Source organism: Marinoscillum sp. HNIBRBA16962, from assembly GCF_057801515.1.
Genome location: NZ_CM173603.1, coordinates 3177533 through 3195414, shown reverse-complemented (window position 1 = coordinate 3195414; position 17882 = coordinate 3177533). Strand labels below are relative to the sequence as shown.

Annotated in this window: 17 protein-coding genes; 3 read left to right on the top strand and 14 right to left on the bottom strand. The window is 42.2% G+C overall.

Features of this window, described 5'->3' with window-relative positions; all coding sequences use genetic code 11:
• Positions 1-158: 158 nt before the first annotated feature.
• The 6 genes from AC3E9V_RS13375 to AC3E9V_RS13350 all read right to left on the bottom strand — a co-directional run bounded on the left by AC3E9V_RS13375 (position 159) and on the right by AC3E9V_RS13350 (position 6348).
• Positions 159-1397: an alpha/beta hydrolase gene (locus AC3E9V_RS13375; protein WP_488748630.1), complete on the bottom strand. Its 1239-nt coding sequence runs from the start codon at positions 1395-1397 to the stop codon at positions 159-161.
• Between the two features lie 127 nt (positions 1398-1524).
• Positions 1525-2568 carry a M56 family metallopeptidase gene (locus tag AC3E9V_RS13370; RefSeq protein ID WP_488748629.1) on the bottom strand — a complete coding sequence of 348 codons (1044 nt, stop codon included), beginning with the start codon at positions 2566-2568 and terminating at the stop codon, positions 1525-1527.
• On the bottom strand, positions 2565-2942 hold the full coding sequence (locus tag AC3E9V_RS13365) for a BlaI/MecI/CopY family transcriptional regulator (RefSeq protein WP_488748628.1): 378 nt from the start codon (positions 2940-2942) through the stop codon (positions 2565-2567). Before AC3E9V_RS13365 ends, AC3E9V_RS13370 begins: the two co-directional genes overlap by 4 nt.
• A 387-nt stretch (positions 2943-3329) precedes the next feature.
• Positions 3330-4409: a hypothetical protein gene (locus AC3E9V_RS13360; protein WP_488748627.1), complete on the bottom strand. Its 1080-nt coding sequence runs from the start codon at positions 4407-4409 to the stop codon at positions 3330-3332.
• A gap of 78 nt (positions 4410-4487) precedes the next feature.
• Positions 4488-5057, bottom strand: coding sequence for a hypothetical protein (locus tag AC3E9V_RS13355; RefSeq protein WP_488748626.1), 570 nt, complete (start codon positions 5055-5057; stop codon positions 4488-4490).
• 79 nt (positions 5058-5136) lie between these two features.
• On the bottom strand, positions 5137-6348 hold the full coding sequence (locus AC3E9V_RS13350) for a DUF2264 domain-containing protein (protein ID WP_488748625.1): 1212 nt from the start codon (positions 6346-6348) through the stop codon (positions 5137-5139).
• 102 nt (positions 6349-6450) lie between these two features.
• Here AC3E9V_RS13350 and AC3E9V_RS13345 point away from each other — a divergent pair, with 102 nt between their 5' ends.
• The 3 genes from AC3E9V_RS13345 to AC3E9V_RS13335 all read left to right on the top strand — a co-directional run bounded on the left by AC3E9V_RS13345 (position 6451) and on the right by AC3E9V_RS13335 (position 9821).
• The gene (locus AC3E9V_RS13345; protein ID WP_488748624.1) at positions 6451-6957 is read left to right on the top strand and encodes a VOC family protein; all 507 of its coding nucleotides are present in this window, start codon (positions 6451-6453) and stop codon (positions 6955-6957) included.
• 107 nt (positions 6958-7064) lie between these two features.
• Positions 7065-8486, top strand: a complete 1422-nt coding sequence (locus AC3E9V_RS13340; protein WP_488748623.1) for a sugar porter family MFS transporter — start codon at positions 7065-7067, stop codon at positions 8484-8486.
• A 66-nt stretch (positions 8487-8552) separates the two neighbouring features.
• Positions 8553-9821, top strand: coding sequence for a serine hydrolase domain-containing protein (locus AC3E9V_RS13335; RefSeq protein ID WP_488748622.1), 1269 nt, complete (start codon positions 8553-8555; stop codon positions 9819-9821).
• Between the two features lie 106 nt (positions 9822-9927).
• Here the strand turns inward: AC3E9V_RS13335 and AC3E9V_RS13330 are convergent, their stop codons facing one another.
• The 8 genes from AC3E9V_RS13330 to AC3E9V_RS13295 form a co-directional block, all read right to left on the bottom strand.
• A complete protein-coding gene (locus AC3E9V_RS13330; RefSeq protein ID WP_488748621.1) occupies positions 9928-10734 on the bottom strand; it encodes a hypothetical protein in 807 nt (268 codons plus the stop codon).
• Positions 10735-11136: 402 nt separating this feature from the next.
• The gene (locus AC3E9V_RS13325) at positions 11137-12447 is read right to left on the bottom strand and encodes a DUF6624 domain-containing protein (RefSeq protein WP_488748620.1); all 1311 of its coding nucleotides are present in this window, start codon (positions 12445-12447) and stop codon (positions 11137-11139) included.
• A gap of 67 nt (positions 12448-12514) precedes the next feature.
• Entirely contained in the window at positions 12515-13318 is an 804-nt protein-coding gene (locus AC3E9V_RS13320; RefSeq protein WP_488748619.1) for a helix-turn-helix domain-containing protein, read from the bottom strand.
• 82 nt (positions 13319-13400) lie between these two features.
• Complete coding sequence (locus tag AC3E9V_RS13315) at positions 13401-13583, bottom strand: DUF1905 domain-containing protein (protein ID WP_488748618.1); 183 nt, start codon at positions 13581-13583, stop codon at positions 13401-13403.
• The gene (locus tag AC3E9V_RS13310) at positions 13553-14164 is read right to left on the bottom strand and encodes an SAP domain-containing protein (protein WP_488748617.1); all 612 of its coding nucleotides are present in this window, start codon (positions 14162-14164) and stop codon (positions 13553-13555) included. Before AC3E9V_RS13310 ends, AC3E9V_RS13315 begins: the two co-directional genes overlap by 31 nt.
• A 58-nt stretch (positions 14165-14222) precedes the next feature.
• Positions 14223-15800 carry a S8 family peptidase gene (locus tag AC3E9V_RS13305; protein WP_488748616.1) on the bottom strand — a complete coding sequence of 526 codons (1578 nt, stop codon included), beginning with the start codon at positions 15798-15800 and terminating at the stop codon, positions 14223-14225.
• 300 nt (positions 15801-16100) lie between these two features.
• On the bottom strand, positions 16101-16403 hold the full coding sequence (locus AC3E9V_RS13300) for a DUF1905 domain-containing protein (RefSeq protein ID WP_488748615.1): 303 nt from the start codon (positions 16401-16403) through the stop codon (positions 16101-16103).
• A 134-nt stretch (positions 16404-16537) separates the two neighbouring features.
• Positions 16538-17611: a hypothetical protein gene (locus tag AC3E9V_RS13295; RefSeq protein ID WP_488748614.1), complete on the bottom strand. Its 1074-nt coding sequence runs from the start codon at positions 17609-17611 to the stop codon at positions 16538-16540.
• Positions 17612-17882 lie beyond the last annotated feature (271 nt).

Genomic DNA, 17882 nt, shown 5'->3' with positions numbered 1-17882 from the left:
TAATACATTCCTGATTTACCGACGCTCACCCCTCGATCCTTGAAGAGTCCTCGCTATAAGCGGGTTCACTCCTCCTAAACGAAAAAAACGTTATAACCTCTAGAACAAAGGTTACAACGCAATGAAAATACACGTAAGTATGAATTGCTTGTTATTTGCTAATGGGCATTAAGTTCATCAATTTGATGTTTGTATTTTTCATCTTTGCTAAGCTTATAGGCTTTGGTGAGCTGCTCGATGGTCTTGGTTTTATCTCCCTGTGAGTGGTAGAACTCTGCTAACGCTTCACGTGCACCGGGGCTTTCAGGATAATATTCAGCCCCTAGTTCGAAGAATAATTTGGCTTTTTCTGCTTGTCCCGTTTGCATAAACATCTGTCCGCCCATAGTCAGGAGCTCTTCATCTGCAGGAGGAGCCGGGTATCCGAAATGCTCGGATAAGGTGTTTTCCCGTTCGGTGATCAGTGCCTTTAACTCCTGTAAAGAGGTTCCAGGGTCATTGTATTTGGAGGCATCTTTCAGCTGATACCACTTAAACTGTTCTCGCAATCCATCCAGGATAGATGGGAGGGCTACTGTGCCATGAATGTCATCAGGGTAGTATCTCCAGGAGAAGTTTAGCATATTCTGTTTTGTGGACTCTGCGGCTTGAGCAAACTCAATAACCGACCGGGCGAAGATGGAATGCTCGGATCCTTTTTCCATGACTTCTTCCAACCCCAGCGCTTCATTGGCTTTATCCAGTGGTGCGGCTAGTGACAAGTAGAGTGATTTGCCGGGAAAGTTTTCTTTTTCAAGCTTGTCCAAAGCATTGCGGAGAAACTTTTGATCATCCCAGTCCAGGCTCGGGTCAATAGCGATGTAATGATTAAAAAGCCTGGAATGATTGAGTAGCACGTTAATCGTGAATAGCCCGCCATAAGAGTGGCCGATCAGCGTACGGAAAGGAGCAGTTGGATAGGAGGTATCCACATACGGGATCAGTTCCTCTTCAATGAATCTGGTGAATTTCTCAGCTCCACCGGTTTTCATCTTTCCCATATTCACCTTTGAGGTAGTTAGATCGCGTGTTCTGTTACTTTGGTTCGAGATACCTACCAGTATCATTTTGGGTAGGTAATTGCCCCAGTAGTATTCATAGACGGTCGTCAAAGCGCTCATCTGCACACTGCCGTCCAGCACATAAACCACCGGGTATTTAACACCTGGCTTCAGGTTGCCATTATCCGGGAGATGTACCCAAATGTCTCGTTGTTCTCCCAGTATTTTGGAATGCAGGCTTGCCTTTATTCCGGTCCGGTATAAATACGTAGGGTCTTCATTGTCCTGGGATAGCCCAAGTAATGAATAAATTAGCAAGGCAATTGAAAAGGCTATTTTTTGAATGGTGGTTTTCATTTTTCTACTGTTTAAAATAATTACAAATCGTTTAAAATATGGACATAAGAGGGCTGTTATTCTGCTGGCTGCAGAATGGAATTACAGGCTCTCGAATGTTAATCAGGTACTATTTCTGAATGGGGAATTAATTGCTTTCCACAGGTTCCAAATACGGTGGAAGTTTATAGACGGACTCTTTCTGCGTTTTATTCATTCGACTGTAGATGTCTATTAGCTGGTCATACTGTTCCCTGTTTTCAATTGGTTTGATCACACCTTCTTTCAGGTCTTCCTCATTCATCGTTCCTGTTTTCAGGATTTCTTCCATATTGGCTGTATAGCGCCAGTAGTGGAGCATCTCTTTTCCGGTAACTCCTTTATTGTCCGAGCATGCCAGGATGATAAGCACAAAGACTGGAATGACAAGCAGTTGCTTGATCAGCAGGGTTTTATTTTTCTTCTTTGTCATCATTGAGAATCTTTTTTTGGTGAGTGAAAAATTCAGGCCGCTGGTTACGGTTATGGGCCTGGGTTTGCTTAAGTAGCTGAGGAGTATTTCCTGGTAGCGTTTCACATTTTGGTGCTCGGTGATTACGTGGTGGTCCGCCAAAAACTCATGATTCAGCTGCATGGCTTTTTTATATCCGGACAGCAACGGGTTGATCCAGAAAAATATTTTTACCAGCTCGATCAAAAACACGTCCAGTGTATGCCACTGCTGTACGTGGGTGAGCTCATGCCTCAATAGCTCCGGCTGGATATGTTCAAACTGGTCTTTGTGGATAAACACATAATTCAGAAAAGAGTAGGGGGGTGTGGGTTCTTCGGTAAGGATTATCGTAGCCCTGTCAAATACACGACGTTCAGCACCCCTGATTTTCCTGAACAGAGCAGAGACATCATGGGTGAATCGTACAGACAACACGAATGTAATTGCCAGATAGGTGTAAGTGATCCCGGTTTCCCACGGGAGAAGACTATGCTCAATACCTGGCTGGCTCTGCCCGATAAAGTTTTTGATCGGTTCGGATCCACCCATTGAAACAAGTGGTATGATCATCGAGACAATGATTCCCGAAAGCAGGTAATAGCGATTGAAGGTGTACCCTTTTTCCTTTTCCAAAAAGAACTTGTAAAAAGTGTAAAGTATGCCGAGTGAGAGGCTAAAGCGGATGATGTAAAGGATCATTTTTCTGTGTCTTTAATTTTGTGATCGATCAGGTCTCTAAGCTCCAGGAGTTCCTCTTTGGACAAACTGATATTGTTAGTAAAAAAAGAAGCAAACCGGCCAGCGGACCCCTGAAAAAAGGTGGATATCATGTTTTTCAGGTAAGAAGAGGAGTACTCATTTCGGTTGATCAATGGGTAATACTGGCGAGAATTACCGGTCAGGTTAAAACCAATTGCCCCCTTCTCAGACAGCCTTTTCAAAAGAGTGGCCAAGGTAGTGGGAGCGGGTTTTGGCTTTGGATAAGCATCCATGATCTCTTTCATGTAGGCCTTTTCCAACTGCCAGATGAGGTTCATGAGTTGCTCTTCTTTTTGTGAAAGTTTTATACGCATTCCTTCTATAGATATAGATGTTATTCTACAAATATAGAAACTGTATTTAATTCTACAAATGTAGAATGAATTTTATAAAATGAATCACTCTGTAACATGTGCTGTTGAACAGAGGATCAGAGCCAGCAGAGAGTGCTTTTTCTTGTATTCTTCAAAGTCCCTTTCAGGAGATTCTGAGTGGAAGGAGGGATTTCCCGGATAACCTTCATGTAAACAACTTGAGAGAAAGGTCGGTCCCTAAGTGTGCCAATCAATTCCCCATTTTTATAAATGCTGTAACGATCGGAAAAGACGCCTTTTTTTCAGGTGAATTCAGTTTTCATCACAAGTTTTCAGGTTAAAAATCAATTTTCAATAATACCTTTTATGGTTGTAATTGTACTTTGTTTACTGATAGTAATCCAATATTCTATCGGTCAACTCCTGATATTCCTTTTCACCCGTAAGTACCGAAAAGTAGTAGAATGCTCTCACCGTTTTTTCAACATCCACACCTTTTTCTTTACCAAGAAATGATTCGCCTCCAGGATACACGCGGGTATTTCCTTCAGTTGATATCTCACCACTAGCTAAAATTCTTGTTTCCTGCCACTTTGTAGCGCAGGTAAGATGGTTTCCTAACAGGTCTTTGGTTGGATGATCAGAAGGTAGCATGGTAAATAGCTCGAGTCCCAGCTTAACAGCCACTCCGTTATAGCTACTGTCCCAGCCACCACCTTCTATAAAATACCCCTCTTCTTTACTTGTCAGGCTAAGTGCATGGTTCAAAAATTCCACTGCCAGTGATTGGGCGTCCGTATTCCCGGTATATTTCCCAAGGCCATAAATGGCAATGGCATCAAAAAGCAACCTGTTTGGAGCTTCAGCGTCCACCTGCCTCAGAATGGACTCATTCTCCATGAGAAAAGTTAATGTTTTATCTATGTGCTGCTTATAGGACCCAATATCACTTTTGATCTCGGCTATTTCATCGTTGTTTTTATACCACTCCGAATTGTCCAAAGCATTGAGGCTAATGCTCAAAGCATAACCAAAAAAGGCAATAGCACTCACAGAGTCCCCTCTGGTCGGCGGATTCATCAATTCTTCCGGTGGAATCAATTCATAGCTCCCGTCCGGGTTCTGATGATCAAAAGCATAGGCTAATGCTTTGCTATACTCCACCAGGGCATCAGGTCTTTCCAGTGCAATGGCCACATCTGTTAGTTTAGGTATATTTATCTGAAACCTTACACTGAAGTACCCATCCTTATTTCTCGACAATGCGCCGTTCCCGTCAGGCTGCTCAGTGGTTTGTAGCAGAAACTCAGGATATATACTGCCAATGATGTCTTCATATTTCAGGTTTTTGTTCAGGTTTATATCCGCACAATCAGTCGGTTGGGCGGGGTCTTGCCCTGAATTACAGGAAGTCATCAATAATGAGATAAGTAGGATATGAACGGATGGCATATTCAGCTTATTCATTAAGAAAATTACTGGCATTTGACTAAAATTGGATATGATCAGGAACATACGTTTAAATGAAATGATAATCGTCCTTCACTAAATCGTAGCTTTTCTCTTTTTTGCTGTTTTTATTCCGAGTGTTAAAAGGACAATAATCAATGCTACAAAATAGACCGTAGTTGTCATGCTTTTTGTGATTGAAAAAATATTTGTGGATTTCATTACCGGTTGTGACATAGCAGGATAGCTGTTCAACATCGTGATAATCCCAAAATTCTCCAAATAATCTGATATTCCAGCAATTACAGGCAGGAAACACAGGTAGAAAAACGGTGTATCTAATTTGTCTATTTTTTTCAAAAAGTATCCGGCCAACAGGCAGTAGCTGGCTCCAAAGAGAAATGGATAGATCATATCAACGGGCAGCTGGTTATACAGATAGACATACCGTCCCTTTTCTCCTAATGCTTCGAAAAGAGCATTTATATATTCCGGATCATATCCTGTTGGCATCATATCCAGCAGTTTCATCCCATTTGAAAAACCCATTGTTTTTGGAATGGTTACTAACAGCATAATCGCATAGACCAGGTTTGTCAGGATAAAAAGCACCAGGACCTTTTTTCCGGTTGAATGTTTATGAATTATCTCCCTTATGCTCTTCATTTGTTAAATAAATAACTGTTAACTACGTCCTCCAAGATAACGGAGTCTACTGCACAAGTCAGATTTCTTTACCGGACAATCAATGCCCATGCTGTACATTCTCGCCACTCCAGATCTTTTTGGAGCTCCATGCTTCATCCGGTGCTGTCCAGAACGGATCATCTGCTGGTAGCCCTAAAGGCAAAAAGATGGCTGAACACAAATACAAACTACCGGTGTTGTTGTAGAAGTCGGCCAGGCTGTGCTGCTTTCCATAAAGCCCTATCGTTAGCCATCCGTCTTCTGTAAAAGTACCGGGTGCACTCAGCACTTTATCCATCACAGCCGTAAGTCCACTACGCACCTGGGCAGGAGAGAGGCTTTCGGGTAGTCTTTTCAATAAAGCCATGTTGGCCAGGTGATGAAAAGCTCCGGTTCGGTACACAATGGATCTTCCGTAGGCCGGGAAAGTGCCATCCGGATTGATGGACCGCTCCTGGATCTCTGCAAAGCGTGAATTGATCCGGCTCAGCTCATCTTTGAACCAGTTAAATCGGCGATCCTTCGGACTGACAGCATCCATGATGTCCATCAGGTAGGGCTGAATAACGTAGCTGTTGTAATAGTCGAGTGCAAATTTATTGCCGTCTGAGAACAGTCCATCCCCAACATACCAATGCTGGGAGAATTCACGAAATCCATACTCGATGCGGACCGGATCGTAGGGCAGATCATACTTGCAGAAAAAGGCCTCCACCATGCTGGAGAAGAGGATCCAGTTGGAATAGACCGGGACGGTAGCTCTGGATTTCTTTAGACAGTAAACTACATTTTGTTTCGTGGTTTCATCCAGGTTTTCCCACAACCAGGGGCAGCGGATCAGTGCCTGGGCAAAGAAAGAAGCGTCCACGAGGGGTTGACCGCCTTCCCATACCATGTAATCGTTTTTGGTGGAGTCTGTTGCATTGGCAATGGCTTTTAAAGTCCATTCACGATACTGTTTGCGAAGTGCAATTTCATCTTTTGTTCCTCCCTCACCATTGAGCCATGGAGCAATGCCACAAAGTGTGCGACCAAGAGCTTCCAGATAAGCTACCTTAGCCCGATGCTCCGGATTGTCTGATGATTCGGGAAGGTTTACAGGCATTTCAGCCTTTAGCTGATCTTCTGCCAGGTTGGACAAAACAGGTCTCGATATCTTGTCCATATGGTCCAGCCATATTTGCCGTGTTGTCTTTGCTTCTTGTGAAAGCGATGTGAAGGCCAATAGTGATAATAGGAAAAATAATGATGTGTGCCGTGTTCGATTCATGTCAAATAAGGTATTGTTGAAAATGAAGAGCTAAGATAAGAATTTTGAAATGCGGCAAATCATTAAATTCAGGTAATTTACATCAAACCAAACCTCTGAATAATGAAAAATACTGTTATCCTGACTGTCCTCTTTTTCTGTGTAATGTCCGGTTATTCCCAGGAGTCCAGCGCTGACCTGGGCGTTATGGCTATTGGTCTGGTGGTTTCGGATATTGAAAAGTCCGAGCAGTTTTATACGGAAGTTATCGGTATGGAACCAGCGGGAAGTTTCAGTCTGGATTCCCAGTGGAGCAGGGAGGCGGGAGCAGCCAATGATAAGCCTTTCGCGGTTAAGATGTTTAAAATGGTTTCCAGGAATACAGCCACTGTATTAAAGCTGGCCCATTTTGACGAAATGGAGCCCAGACCGAAGCAAACCGGAGTAGACGGGTATGCTGGAGTAAACTATCTCACGCTGCATTTCAAGGATCTGAAGCCGGTCCTGAAAAGGATAGAAGAAGCGGGTATTGAAAAACTTGGGTGGGTCAAACGGGATAGCTACCAGTTGGTATTTATTCAGGATCCGGATGGGATTTTTATCGAGCTGGTGGGGCCGCCGGAGAGATGAATATTTACACCATCAATCGATCGTGAAATTTCCATCATCCTTGCCTTTTGTCTCGTTTTCCCTATTATATTTGGCTGAAATTTTAAAACTAACCTGAACCTATAGTCTTGGAAACATCTTCAAAAACCAATAATCTGTATATCATTATCGTCTCCCTGGTGGCTGCTTTAGGAGGATTCCTTTTTGGGTATGATAGTGGTGTTATCAATGGTACGGTAAAAGGCCTGGAGTCGGCATTCGATGCAGATAATCTGGGTAGCGGCTTCAATGTAGCTTCCATGCTTCTTGGATGTGCCGTCGGAGCCTTTTTTGCCGGACGCCTGGCGGACTTATATGGTCGGCGATCCATGCTGATCCTCTCTGCTATTCTTTTTATCATATCAGCCTGGGGATCAGGTATTGCTACTACATCCCCGGAGTTTATTTTTTACCGGATTTTAGGAGGGCTGGCTGTAGGAGCTGCTTCGGTAATGGCTCCAGCCTATATCGCGGAGGTCGCTCCGGCGAGGTATCGTGGAGCATTGGCTACCATACAGCAGGTAGCGATCATCTCAGGCCTTTTTATGTCATTTTTAAGCAACTATCTGCTGGCAGATATTTCCGGTTCGGCAGAGAATGTATTGTGGATGAATTATGAAACCTGGCGATGGATGTTCTGGGTGGAGCTGATCCCGGCTTCTGTATTTTTACTGTCCCTGCTTTTCATTCCGGAGAGTCCTAGGTTCCTGGTGTTTAAAGACAAAAAAGAAGCTGCGTTAAAGGTGCTTAGTAAGCTTTATGGTGGTGGTGTAGGTCAGGGTAAGCTTGATGATATCAGAGCCTCACTTGCAAAAGACAAACACCGACCCAAGCTGTCTGACCTTTATGATAAAGTGAAGGGTAAGATCCGACCGATCGTATGGATCGGTATTGGTCTGGCCACTTTTCAGCAGTTTGTAGGGATCAATGTGGTATTTTATTACGGAGCTGTTTTGTGGCAGGCTGTAGGGTTCGGAGAAAGTGATGCCTTGCTGATCAATGTGGCTTCCGGAGCATTGAGTATAGCAGCGGTGGTTGTTTCTTTACTGTGTGTGGACCGGATGGGACGAAAACCCATACTGGTTATTGGCTCCATTGGGATGGCGATCACGTTGGCGCTGATGGTCATTGCCTTTGCTACAGGAATGCTTGTGACGGATCCGGCAACAGGAGAGACCACTCTGAAACTTAGCGATTCTATGGGGCTGTTAGCGCTGATCTCGGCTAACCTTTACGTGGTTTTCTTCAACTTCTCCTGGGGACCGGTGATGTGGGTAATGTTAGGAGAGATGTTCCCTAACCAGATCCGTGGGTCCGGGCTGGCGGTTTCAGGTCTCGCCCAGTGGCTTTCTAACTTCCTGGTTACGCTTACATTTCCGTTGTTGCTCGGGTCCATGGGGCTGTCGTTTGCTTACAGCATTTATACCCTGGGTGCGATACTCTCTGTTTTCTTTGTCTTCAAATTCGTTTATGAAACGAAAGGACGAGAGCTGGAAGAAATGGAGGGGTAGGGAATACCTTTTTTGGCTAAATAAAAAGATATATATAGCTCGTAATGGTTTTATGGTTTTAGAATAATGAAGAAGTCAACTCACATTTTTTATCTGCTTATTGTCCTTGTTGCTTGTCAACAACCTAAAGAAACGGATGTATCGGACCAGGACCTTGTTATTGATCAGGAAGCTAAGGAACGCCTTGATTCCGTGCTTCAGTCCTTCATTGCTGACAGCATCGTGGTTGGAGCCTCAGCGCTGATCTTTGAGAAGGGTGAAGAAGCTTACTTCAATGCTTACGGTTATGCAGACCGGGAAGCTGGTGTTCCCATGGCCAGAAACACGATTGCTACAATCTACTCCATGACCAAACCCATTACGGGGACAACTCTGATGACTTTGTACGAATATGGTGCTTTTCAGCTGGAGGATTCTTTGTCTACATATGCTCCCGAGTTTACCAATATGCAGGTAGTTACCGGACTGGATGACTCAGGGGAAATGATCCTTGAACCAGCTGACCGACCGATCACGATAGCGGATATTACACGGCATACTGCCGGGTTTTCCAGGCGATCTGATCTGGGGCTGGACAAGGTGACCGGAGATGCTGATCTTCTGAATATGGAAACTACACTGACGGACATGGCTGCAAAGCTGAGCAAAATACCACTGGGCTATCAGCCGGGCCAGCGATGGGAATATGGTATCTCCGTAGATGTGCAGGCATACCTTGTGGAGAAACTAACCGGTAAGCCTTTCGACGAGTACATGCGGGAAGTTGTACTGGACCCACTGGGAATGAGCGAAACCGGCTATTACGTGCCGGAAGAGAAGAGAGACCGTGTTGCAGCGATCTATGTCAAAACAGACAGTAGCCTGAACAGGGTTCCGGATGAGCAGGTACACACGATCAATTATGATAACTGGCCTATGAAACCCGGTGGGTGGGGGTTGAAAGCAACCATTGATGATTACATGAAATTTGCTCAGATGCTGGTCAACGAGGGAACCTACAACGATACGACCATCCTCAACCCTGAGACGGTCAAACTGATGGCCACCAATCACTTACCAGCTGTTGAGGATAGTCTCTGGCTACCAAGCAAAGGTCAGGTGGGCTTTGGAATTGATTTCGCTGTTCGTACCGCTCCTCCAAAATCTGCTAAAGAAAACAATGGAACGGTAGGGGAGTTTTTCTGGGATGGAGCCGCCAGCACGTTGTTTTGGGTGGATCCGGAAAATGAGCTGACCGCCGTACTTTTCGTCCAGGTATTTCCGTTTCAGGGAATTGTGCATAAGCGCTTTCGTGATGCCGTTTATGGTAAGTTTCAACCCGAAGTGGCGGAGTAAGCTGTGATTGCTTATGACGTATGAGGGTCTCCTCATCTTTATAGTCAGTAGGTAAGTCAGTCGCAAGTTAAGTGGTCCAAATAGTCCCTCGTTTAAAAGATATGTACTAGCGTAATGCCTTTCCCATTTTTTCTATGAAACCTTTTGGTTCGTCTATATGCAGTGCTATGACCCTAAACTTCTTTTTCACTCCATAAATGCCAACGAGTTCCCTCTCTCTGTTCAAGTGAATTATCATGTTGTGACTTTCTATTTCACTCAGAGGCGAAAGTGTTGTTGTTAATTCATCTTTAGCTAGTGGTTTCCTTGAAAATTCTATATTATCAATGTCTGAAAATGAGATCTCAACTTCATTTAAGATACCATACCTTAAAATCAAACTGTTTTGGCTGATGGAAACCAATCTTTTGGAGAGTGATTTTGCTACACCTAAAACCTGAATGGCAGTATAAATACTCACCGTTGATAAAACCCAGGCTGCAATTATATTCCAGTGAGCAAGCAAGAAGTGGACAGCAACCGTCTCTATTCCAATAATCAGGATAAAAGCGCCTAATAGTGCAGGGGTTCCGCTTTTTTTGTGGTAGGTAAATTCATTTTCCTGAGGTTGCCGGGTTTTCCAGGTAATAAAACCGTAATAGATCACAGCTATTTCCGTGGCAATCGGCATTACGAGTCTCTTCGGGAGAAACTCATAGCAGGTGCTTTTCAAAGCATTGAAAAAGTCTGGTGCTGCTTTCTTTAAAAGCGTATACTTTTTAATAGCCCTGCGGACTTTAATGATCATGTAAGTCAGTATGGATATTTCAATTACCGGCAAGGCCAAGGTTTTGAATATTGTTAAGTAAGTCTGACTATCCTTTGGTAAGAAATATGAACCAATTATTAATCCCGCTATCATAACAGGGATCACGGTGGTGGCAGGAATTTGTGTTTTACGAATAAGCAGAAAATAGACAAGTGGAATGGTTATCAATAAATCAACCGTGACCGCAAAGCTTAGCACGCTGTTTCCTGTCAGAAAAGGTGACCTCATTAGAAAAATCAAGACCCCTAAAAAGGATAAGGGTATGCCAAAAGTGATCAGGTTCCTGTTAAATTTTAAAATTCCCGTCATTGTATTTTTTTGAGTTACTTAAGCATTGAAGGTTTTTCATCCTTCGTTAGACTGAATCTTTGGTTTTATGATTCTGAAATTTATAAATAAACTTAACTATATGTACGTAGCTTCTGGCATACTGATCATTTAGTATTTGTTCCAGTGGTAGAAAATATGTTTTAGTGTTAAAAAGCTACGGCCTGAGAAGCTCTGGAGTCATTGTTGAGTGCTTCTGCTGAGTAATTGTTTGATCTCCTTCCATTGACCTTTAGGAAGGTTTTGAAATTCAGTTTGTTCTAAAATCATGTTTCTATCTTCCCACCTTCTCCAAATGAGGACTTTTAATATTCTTGCTGCAAGTCTTTCAGCTCTGTCATACCCAATACCAGCAAGCTGGATTGCAGCCTGAAACAATTGATCGTTAGAAATATCACCATAATGATCAATTGCTTTTTGTAAATACAATACAGCCGAATCTTCCTCTGTGCTATTGAGCTGGACTTTAAATTTTTTATAAAACTTTTGGGCCGACTCATAGGCATATAAAGAATCCTCTTTAGCTTTTTTATCGTCAGGCTCATGGTAAGTGATTCCATGGTAAAGGGCATAGACCTCAATGGGTTCCGGCAAGCCCAGTTGATAGCGCCTTTGATTAACGTGGGATGGGTCCGAAATAGGGTGAGGGGCTTTACGATTCATGCTGGCGCCATACTTCTGTTTTTGCCAGGTGTCACGAGCGATGCGATCATTGAGCTCGGCATAGAAGTTAGGATCCGTGTCATTTTTTTTCAATGACTGCTCTATCAGCGCAAGACACTTTTTCTTGAAGAAAATATCAGGATGATGTTGTGGTATGGCCCAGCTTATCTTAGCTCCTTCTTCCCCTACCAGGCGGTATCCCGGCCAACCGTGCTTTTCGATAATACTATCAAGTTTTTCTTTGTTATCCCTCCATATTTGCTCCACAGGTTGAAAGAACCTTTGGTGATCGGCCCAACGTGCCTGCTTACCCAGCGACCTCATGCTATCTTCGTATGAGCGTAACGCCGCCTGATCATTTTTCCACATTTCTTTTAAAAGTGAAAGAAGCTCCGGGTTTTCGATGTAATCCAGTTGCTGTTGATGATTTTTACCGGCCTTTTGAATCATTAACTCCCATCTGGGATCTTCATGCAATGCCTTTAGTTCGGTCAGTGATCCCAACAATTCAGGATCTTTGAATCCGGCTTCTATAGCTTTTTGGATAGCATCAAATGCCTTATCATGTTTATCAGCCGGAGCATAGATCGTTGCAACCACCAGGTATATTTCCGGGTTTTCTTCAGGCATTAGCTGCGCAGCCCTATAAAGTTTGTTAGCTGCAGCTACATCATGATCTGTGTGAAAATGCTTATACGCAATAACCAGACTATCTACCCATTGTGCATTGTAACCACCTTTACTTTTAGCATTCTGATCCGGATTACATGCTATTGTTATTATCAGAAACATGCAGATCAGAAAAGTATTGATTGCCCGTTTTTCCATATTAATTCTTTTCTCTGCAAATAAACACAAGAGATCAGGTGAAAAATAGAACAGAATTTGCCTCCGTCTAAATTTTCATAAACGCCCTGGGCAGGAATCCTGTAACAGATTTAAATACTCGGATAAAGTGACTTTGATCTGAAAATCCACAATGAAACGCAATTTCGGCGAGGCTGTGGTTATGAGACTTTATCATGCTAATGGCCTTATCTACTTTAAGCTTTCTGCAGTATTCGCCGTAGGTACTCCCAAAATACTTTCGAAAATGCTTTGAGATGGTTGTAGGGTGTACGTTGACTAGCTTTGAAAGCTCGTCAAGTGAAATGTTTTCCTTCCACCGGTCATGAAGTATATCTTTCATTTTCAAGGTCCATTCTTCAGGTTTAGTGCCTTTCAGCTTTTCAGTATCTCCCATTAGTTCCAGGAGCAGCATTTCCACTGAAGTGGGAACTGAAGCATCACCATAGCTGGCCTCACTTAACAATCTGATCAGGGGATGTGGTGCCTGGTGATGTCTGAAAGTGGAATCCAGATCGTGTTCGTTGTAACCGTATTGCGACAGGAAGGATGGAATTACCTCAAGGCTGATATGTGTGGAAGGAAAAACCTTGTAGATGTTTCGGTGAGGTTCATGAGCATGGTAAAAGTTAATGGACCCATTGGTTCGTTCAATCTTTTTTCCTTCACGGTATTCCAGGTTCCCTCCGTGCAGGACCAAACTGACAAAAGGGTTTTCATGGGTGTGCCAAAAACCAGTTTCAGTTGGGGTTTCATACCTGGTGATCCCAAGAGTAACCCTTCCGGCATCATAGGTCTTATTTACCGGAGCCAGAGACTGACCTTTCCTGAGGTTAAATACTTTTTTGTTCAAAGTCCTGAATTATTTTAGCTGAGTTTTTGATTGCTTATTTAGACCCATTTGGAGTTTGAGAACAAATAAAGATAAGGAAACCTTAAATCCAAACGACGACTTTTACTCGTTCACCAACCTGTAAGTTTTCCCGCTTTCTGATTTCAGCTTTCAAAGGAAGCAAATAAGCATTTTGTTTGGTGTCAAACCATATAGCTGTTTTCCGCTCACTATCCCCGATTTTTGCAGTTGCTTTTAACCTTCCGCAGCCTTCTTCTCTTTCCATGACCTGTAGTCCTTTGGTATATCCAGTTTCTTAAGTTTTTCCCATTCATTGATCGCTTCTTGTTTTGTCACACCTTTTTCGTTTGCTAAAAAGTCAGAAACAAAGTTTATGTAGCGACCTACTGCAACTTTTTCAAATTTTCCATCTGTTTGATTCAGCTTTATAAACTGATTTACCAGGTCACCATAAGTGATCTTTTTGCCTTTTGTGATCTGCTCGTCCCGCCATCGGTTTAGCCGATACCATACTCCTGATCTAATCTTTAGTTCAGGGACAACCTTGATTGCTTCTTCCCTGATGAAATTCTTTGTCTGTTTGTTGCTGGTATAATTGATAATCGGGAGGGAGGTTGTCAATCCTTTTTCAATGTCTTTTGTCCCGGTTTTCACAATATTTCTTCTGTTGGCTTGTTTGACTTGTCCGGTACGGATGTAATGTCTGATGAGCTCTTCCAATTCATCTTTGCGAAGTTTACTGGAGTTGGCAATGCCAATTTCTTTTGCAAATGCTTTTATCTCATCAGCATACCAATAGCCTTTGTCAAACGCTGCTTCGGTTATGTCTCTTCTAAGTTTAGGCATGGTCGCATAAGCCCCCTAAATTATTGATGAAGACACCAAAAGAAGATAGGTTCTGAGCTTATTGTATATTAGTATTCCTTTCATTAGCCTCAACCAATGCATTGTAAGCATTTACTATTCCACCGCTTTTTGAAAGTTCCGTGAACTTAATTTTCTTTCTCTTTTCGTTTGTTAAGGAGGGTCGTAGAACTTTTTTGGGTTTCTTGAACTTGAAAGAACTTTCCATCAAAATGTCTATAATTTCTTTAGGCTCTAGTTCCGGGAAATAAGATAATACAAGTGCTGCAACCCCAGTTACAACAGGTGCAGCAAGGCTGGTTCCACTATTTCGGCTATAGGTGCTTGTTGAATCAGTTGAAATAATGTCAACACCCGGTGCAAAAATGTCTACATGTTTTCGTCCGTAATTTGAAAATATGGCAACTACTTCTTTATCTAATCTCATTGTGGAAGCTCCGACATTCAGCCAGTTTGTAGCTTCAGATTTATCAAGATAACGATCACTAGGGTAACTTTCTTTGAGATCTATGTTATTTCCGGAATTTCCAGAGCCATGAATTATCAGGACTCCTTTTTCCTCAGCATATTTTACCGCATCATCAACAAATTTTTTATGTGGGGAAAACTCTTTACCAAAACTCATATTAATTATGTCAGCCCCATTATCAACAGCATAATAGATACTTAATGCAACGTCTTTATCTCTTTCATCACCTCTAGGGGTGGATCTTAAACACATAATTTTAACATTCAAGGCGATCCCATCTATGCCAATTCCATTATCTCTATTAGCACCAATAATACCTGCAACAGATGTTCCATGATCTGATCTTGGTCCTTTTACATCTGGATTACCGTAATCTTTATTATTAATGTCATTAGGGTTATCCCCTGTAAGACTCCTGGCTTCAAATTCTATATTTAAGAAATAATCTAAATACTCAGCGTTTGAATTAATTAAACTTTTTAATCGATCTTCGGTGAATCCTGCTGAATATTTTTCTTGCAAAAAGCTTTTAGCCCCAAGTACTTGTTGATCTGTTGATTTGATGGAATTTAAGTCTTCGGCAGAATTCACTGAAATTCCAACTTTGGATTTGATAATTAACTTGGCTTTGTTGTACACCTGTTCAAACTTATCTATGTTTTCTTTTTCCTTTCTGCGTTTTAGTAATTCTGATCTGTACAATTCTTTAGCAGCTTCCAGACTTGGGTTTTTGGTATCATTCTCTCTAACAATTCTGGTATATTCTAAATTTTCATAATAAATATTTTCTCCATTAGCATTACCAATAAAATTCCATCCATGAATGTCATCGATATATCCATTTTCATCATCATCAATTCCATTATCAGGTAATTCACCTTCATTTATCCATATTTTTCCTTTTAGGTCTTCATGGTCAATATCAACACCACTATCAATTACCGCAACTATTATTGTTTTTCCTTCCTTGGGATTGAGCTGGGTAAATTCATATGCTTTGTCTACACTAGTACCAAGAACTCCGACCGATTGGTAATCTTTGTTGTACCAGTTCAGAAATTTTGAATCAAGTTCATCCACCGATTGTACCTGGCCATTTGCCAAATTCAGACTGATTAAAAAGGATAAGAATATTGCTATTTTTTTCATGGATATTGGTAATTGCTCCTAACTATTTAATGAGCTTTCCTGATCGCTTTAACATTTTGTATTATACATTCACCCTCCAAAATAACAGATTCCACCGTATGAGTCAAGAAATTTTTTAAAGCAGCGTCACAATCATACTTTATGTTGCCCTAAACATGAATGAGAAGAAATTTCTGTGACAATTGACAAGAGCCTAATTGTTGGTCCGACTCCATTTTACTTTATTCAGAGTGGGGGTCTTTTTACAAGAGATTAGGGGATAAGCTAAAATTGATTCAATATGGAAGCAGGAATTCTTAGTTAAATCCAAACGACGACTTTTACTCGTTCACCAATCTGTAAGTTTTCTCGCTTTCTGATTTCAGCTTTCAATGGAAGCAAATAAGCATTTTGTTTGGTGTCAAACCATACGGCTGTTTTCCACTCACTATCCCCAATTTTTGTGGTTGCTTTTAACCGTCCCCAGCCTTCCTCTTCTGATCTGAATGCATTTCGTATCTCCTCAGAGAGTGTTTCCGGCAAAGAGACAAAGTGCCAGCCACCGGGACCGGAATGTTGCCAGGGTGTGGCAGTAAACTCATATTTTATTCCTTTGATTATCATTTAAGCGATCGTATCAGGCTTTCCCTGATCGGGCATTTTTTTGTTTTTCATTCTTCGAATTTAGCAAGGTAAAGGTTGTCATGAAAATGAGTTCAGGGGGAGAGAAGAGAAACACCAACAATGAGGATGAAACATTAAAAATCAAAATTTCGTGGTTCGCCTTTGGCTTCCCGGCCATCCAGGATATGCTGCGCCATGAGTTTACGGAGGCTTTCACCTCGCTCTTTCTTGTTAGTGGTCAGGGGGATACCAGAGGCTCTTTTCATCAGATATTCTTCATAGATTGTGGGAAGAATATCCGCTGTTTTATTCCTTTTGTGATGGACGGCTGCAAAATAAAGCGCTTCTTTCCAGTCACTATTTGCCTTGATAGGGACTTTCTCGGGATAGACGTCATGCAGGTATTCAAAAGCCCACTCAAAGATCAGGTCGGGTTTCTCATACAGCCATTTTCTCCAGTCTTTTATAAAGTTGGCAGTCTTTTTATCGCCAAACTTCTCTGCAAATTTGATCAAATCATCATCAAGCGCTGAGAGGTAAGGCTTCTCAGTTTTCTGCTTTTTTTGTATTGCTTTACTTCTATTGCCTACTGAATGACTGAGATATTCCATTTCTTTTTTGCCACGGATATCAGGGAGTAAGAGTAGACGCTGGCGACCCGTGCAGGTATTGTGAAAATCCGCGTAATCACACATGGTATGACCTTCTTCTTCATAGGCCTTTTTTGCACTCATGTAATCGGGGTATTCCGCATAGGAGAGAGTATAATATATAGTATCCATTGGCTTTCGCAAGTACTCCTGGTAGAGGGTGATGTCTTCCTTTGAAACAGGAGGGATGCCCTCATAATCCAAAATGTGATTGGTGATAACCTGGAAATCATAGCTGATCTCGACTTCAGCCAGATTTCTTACTTCTTCCGCCCGCCATCGGCACTCCATGTCAAACAGTTTTTTGTACTGGATGTCCTTCAGGCTGACCCACGCATCTTCATAGTGCCTGTCCATGACACGCTGGTGGTGAAATTGCGTATAGTCTCCATAAACCTCCAGGTTGGCTTTGTGCCTGGCATACTGCTTGATAAAATGATCAACAGAAGACTCCCGGTACTGGCTGAAATATGTTTTGTACCGGGTGTCTTTTTTCATTTGTTCGGAAATCCGCATTTGGGCTGCTTCCAGCTGTTCTTCAATATCTTTCTTTGCCATACGAGACAGGAATGATTAACGCCTGTGAGCTGTGATGATCTCAGAAATCGTATTGTTCAGCAGGTTGATGTTTGGTAAAATCATAAAAGATGGCCTAATAAATAAAAAAAGCGAAACTAACAGACATCTGGTAGTTATGCAAATTTTTATAACACATCAATGGTTTAATGATATGCTATTTACTGTTTGAGCACGGTAATTTCGTTGCTGCAAGTCTGCAGGAAGGTTTTGACGGAGAAGTAATTTCCGCGACAAAGAACTGGGCATTCGT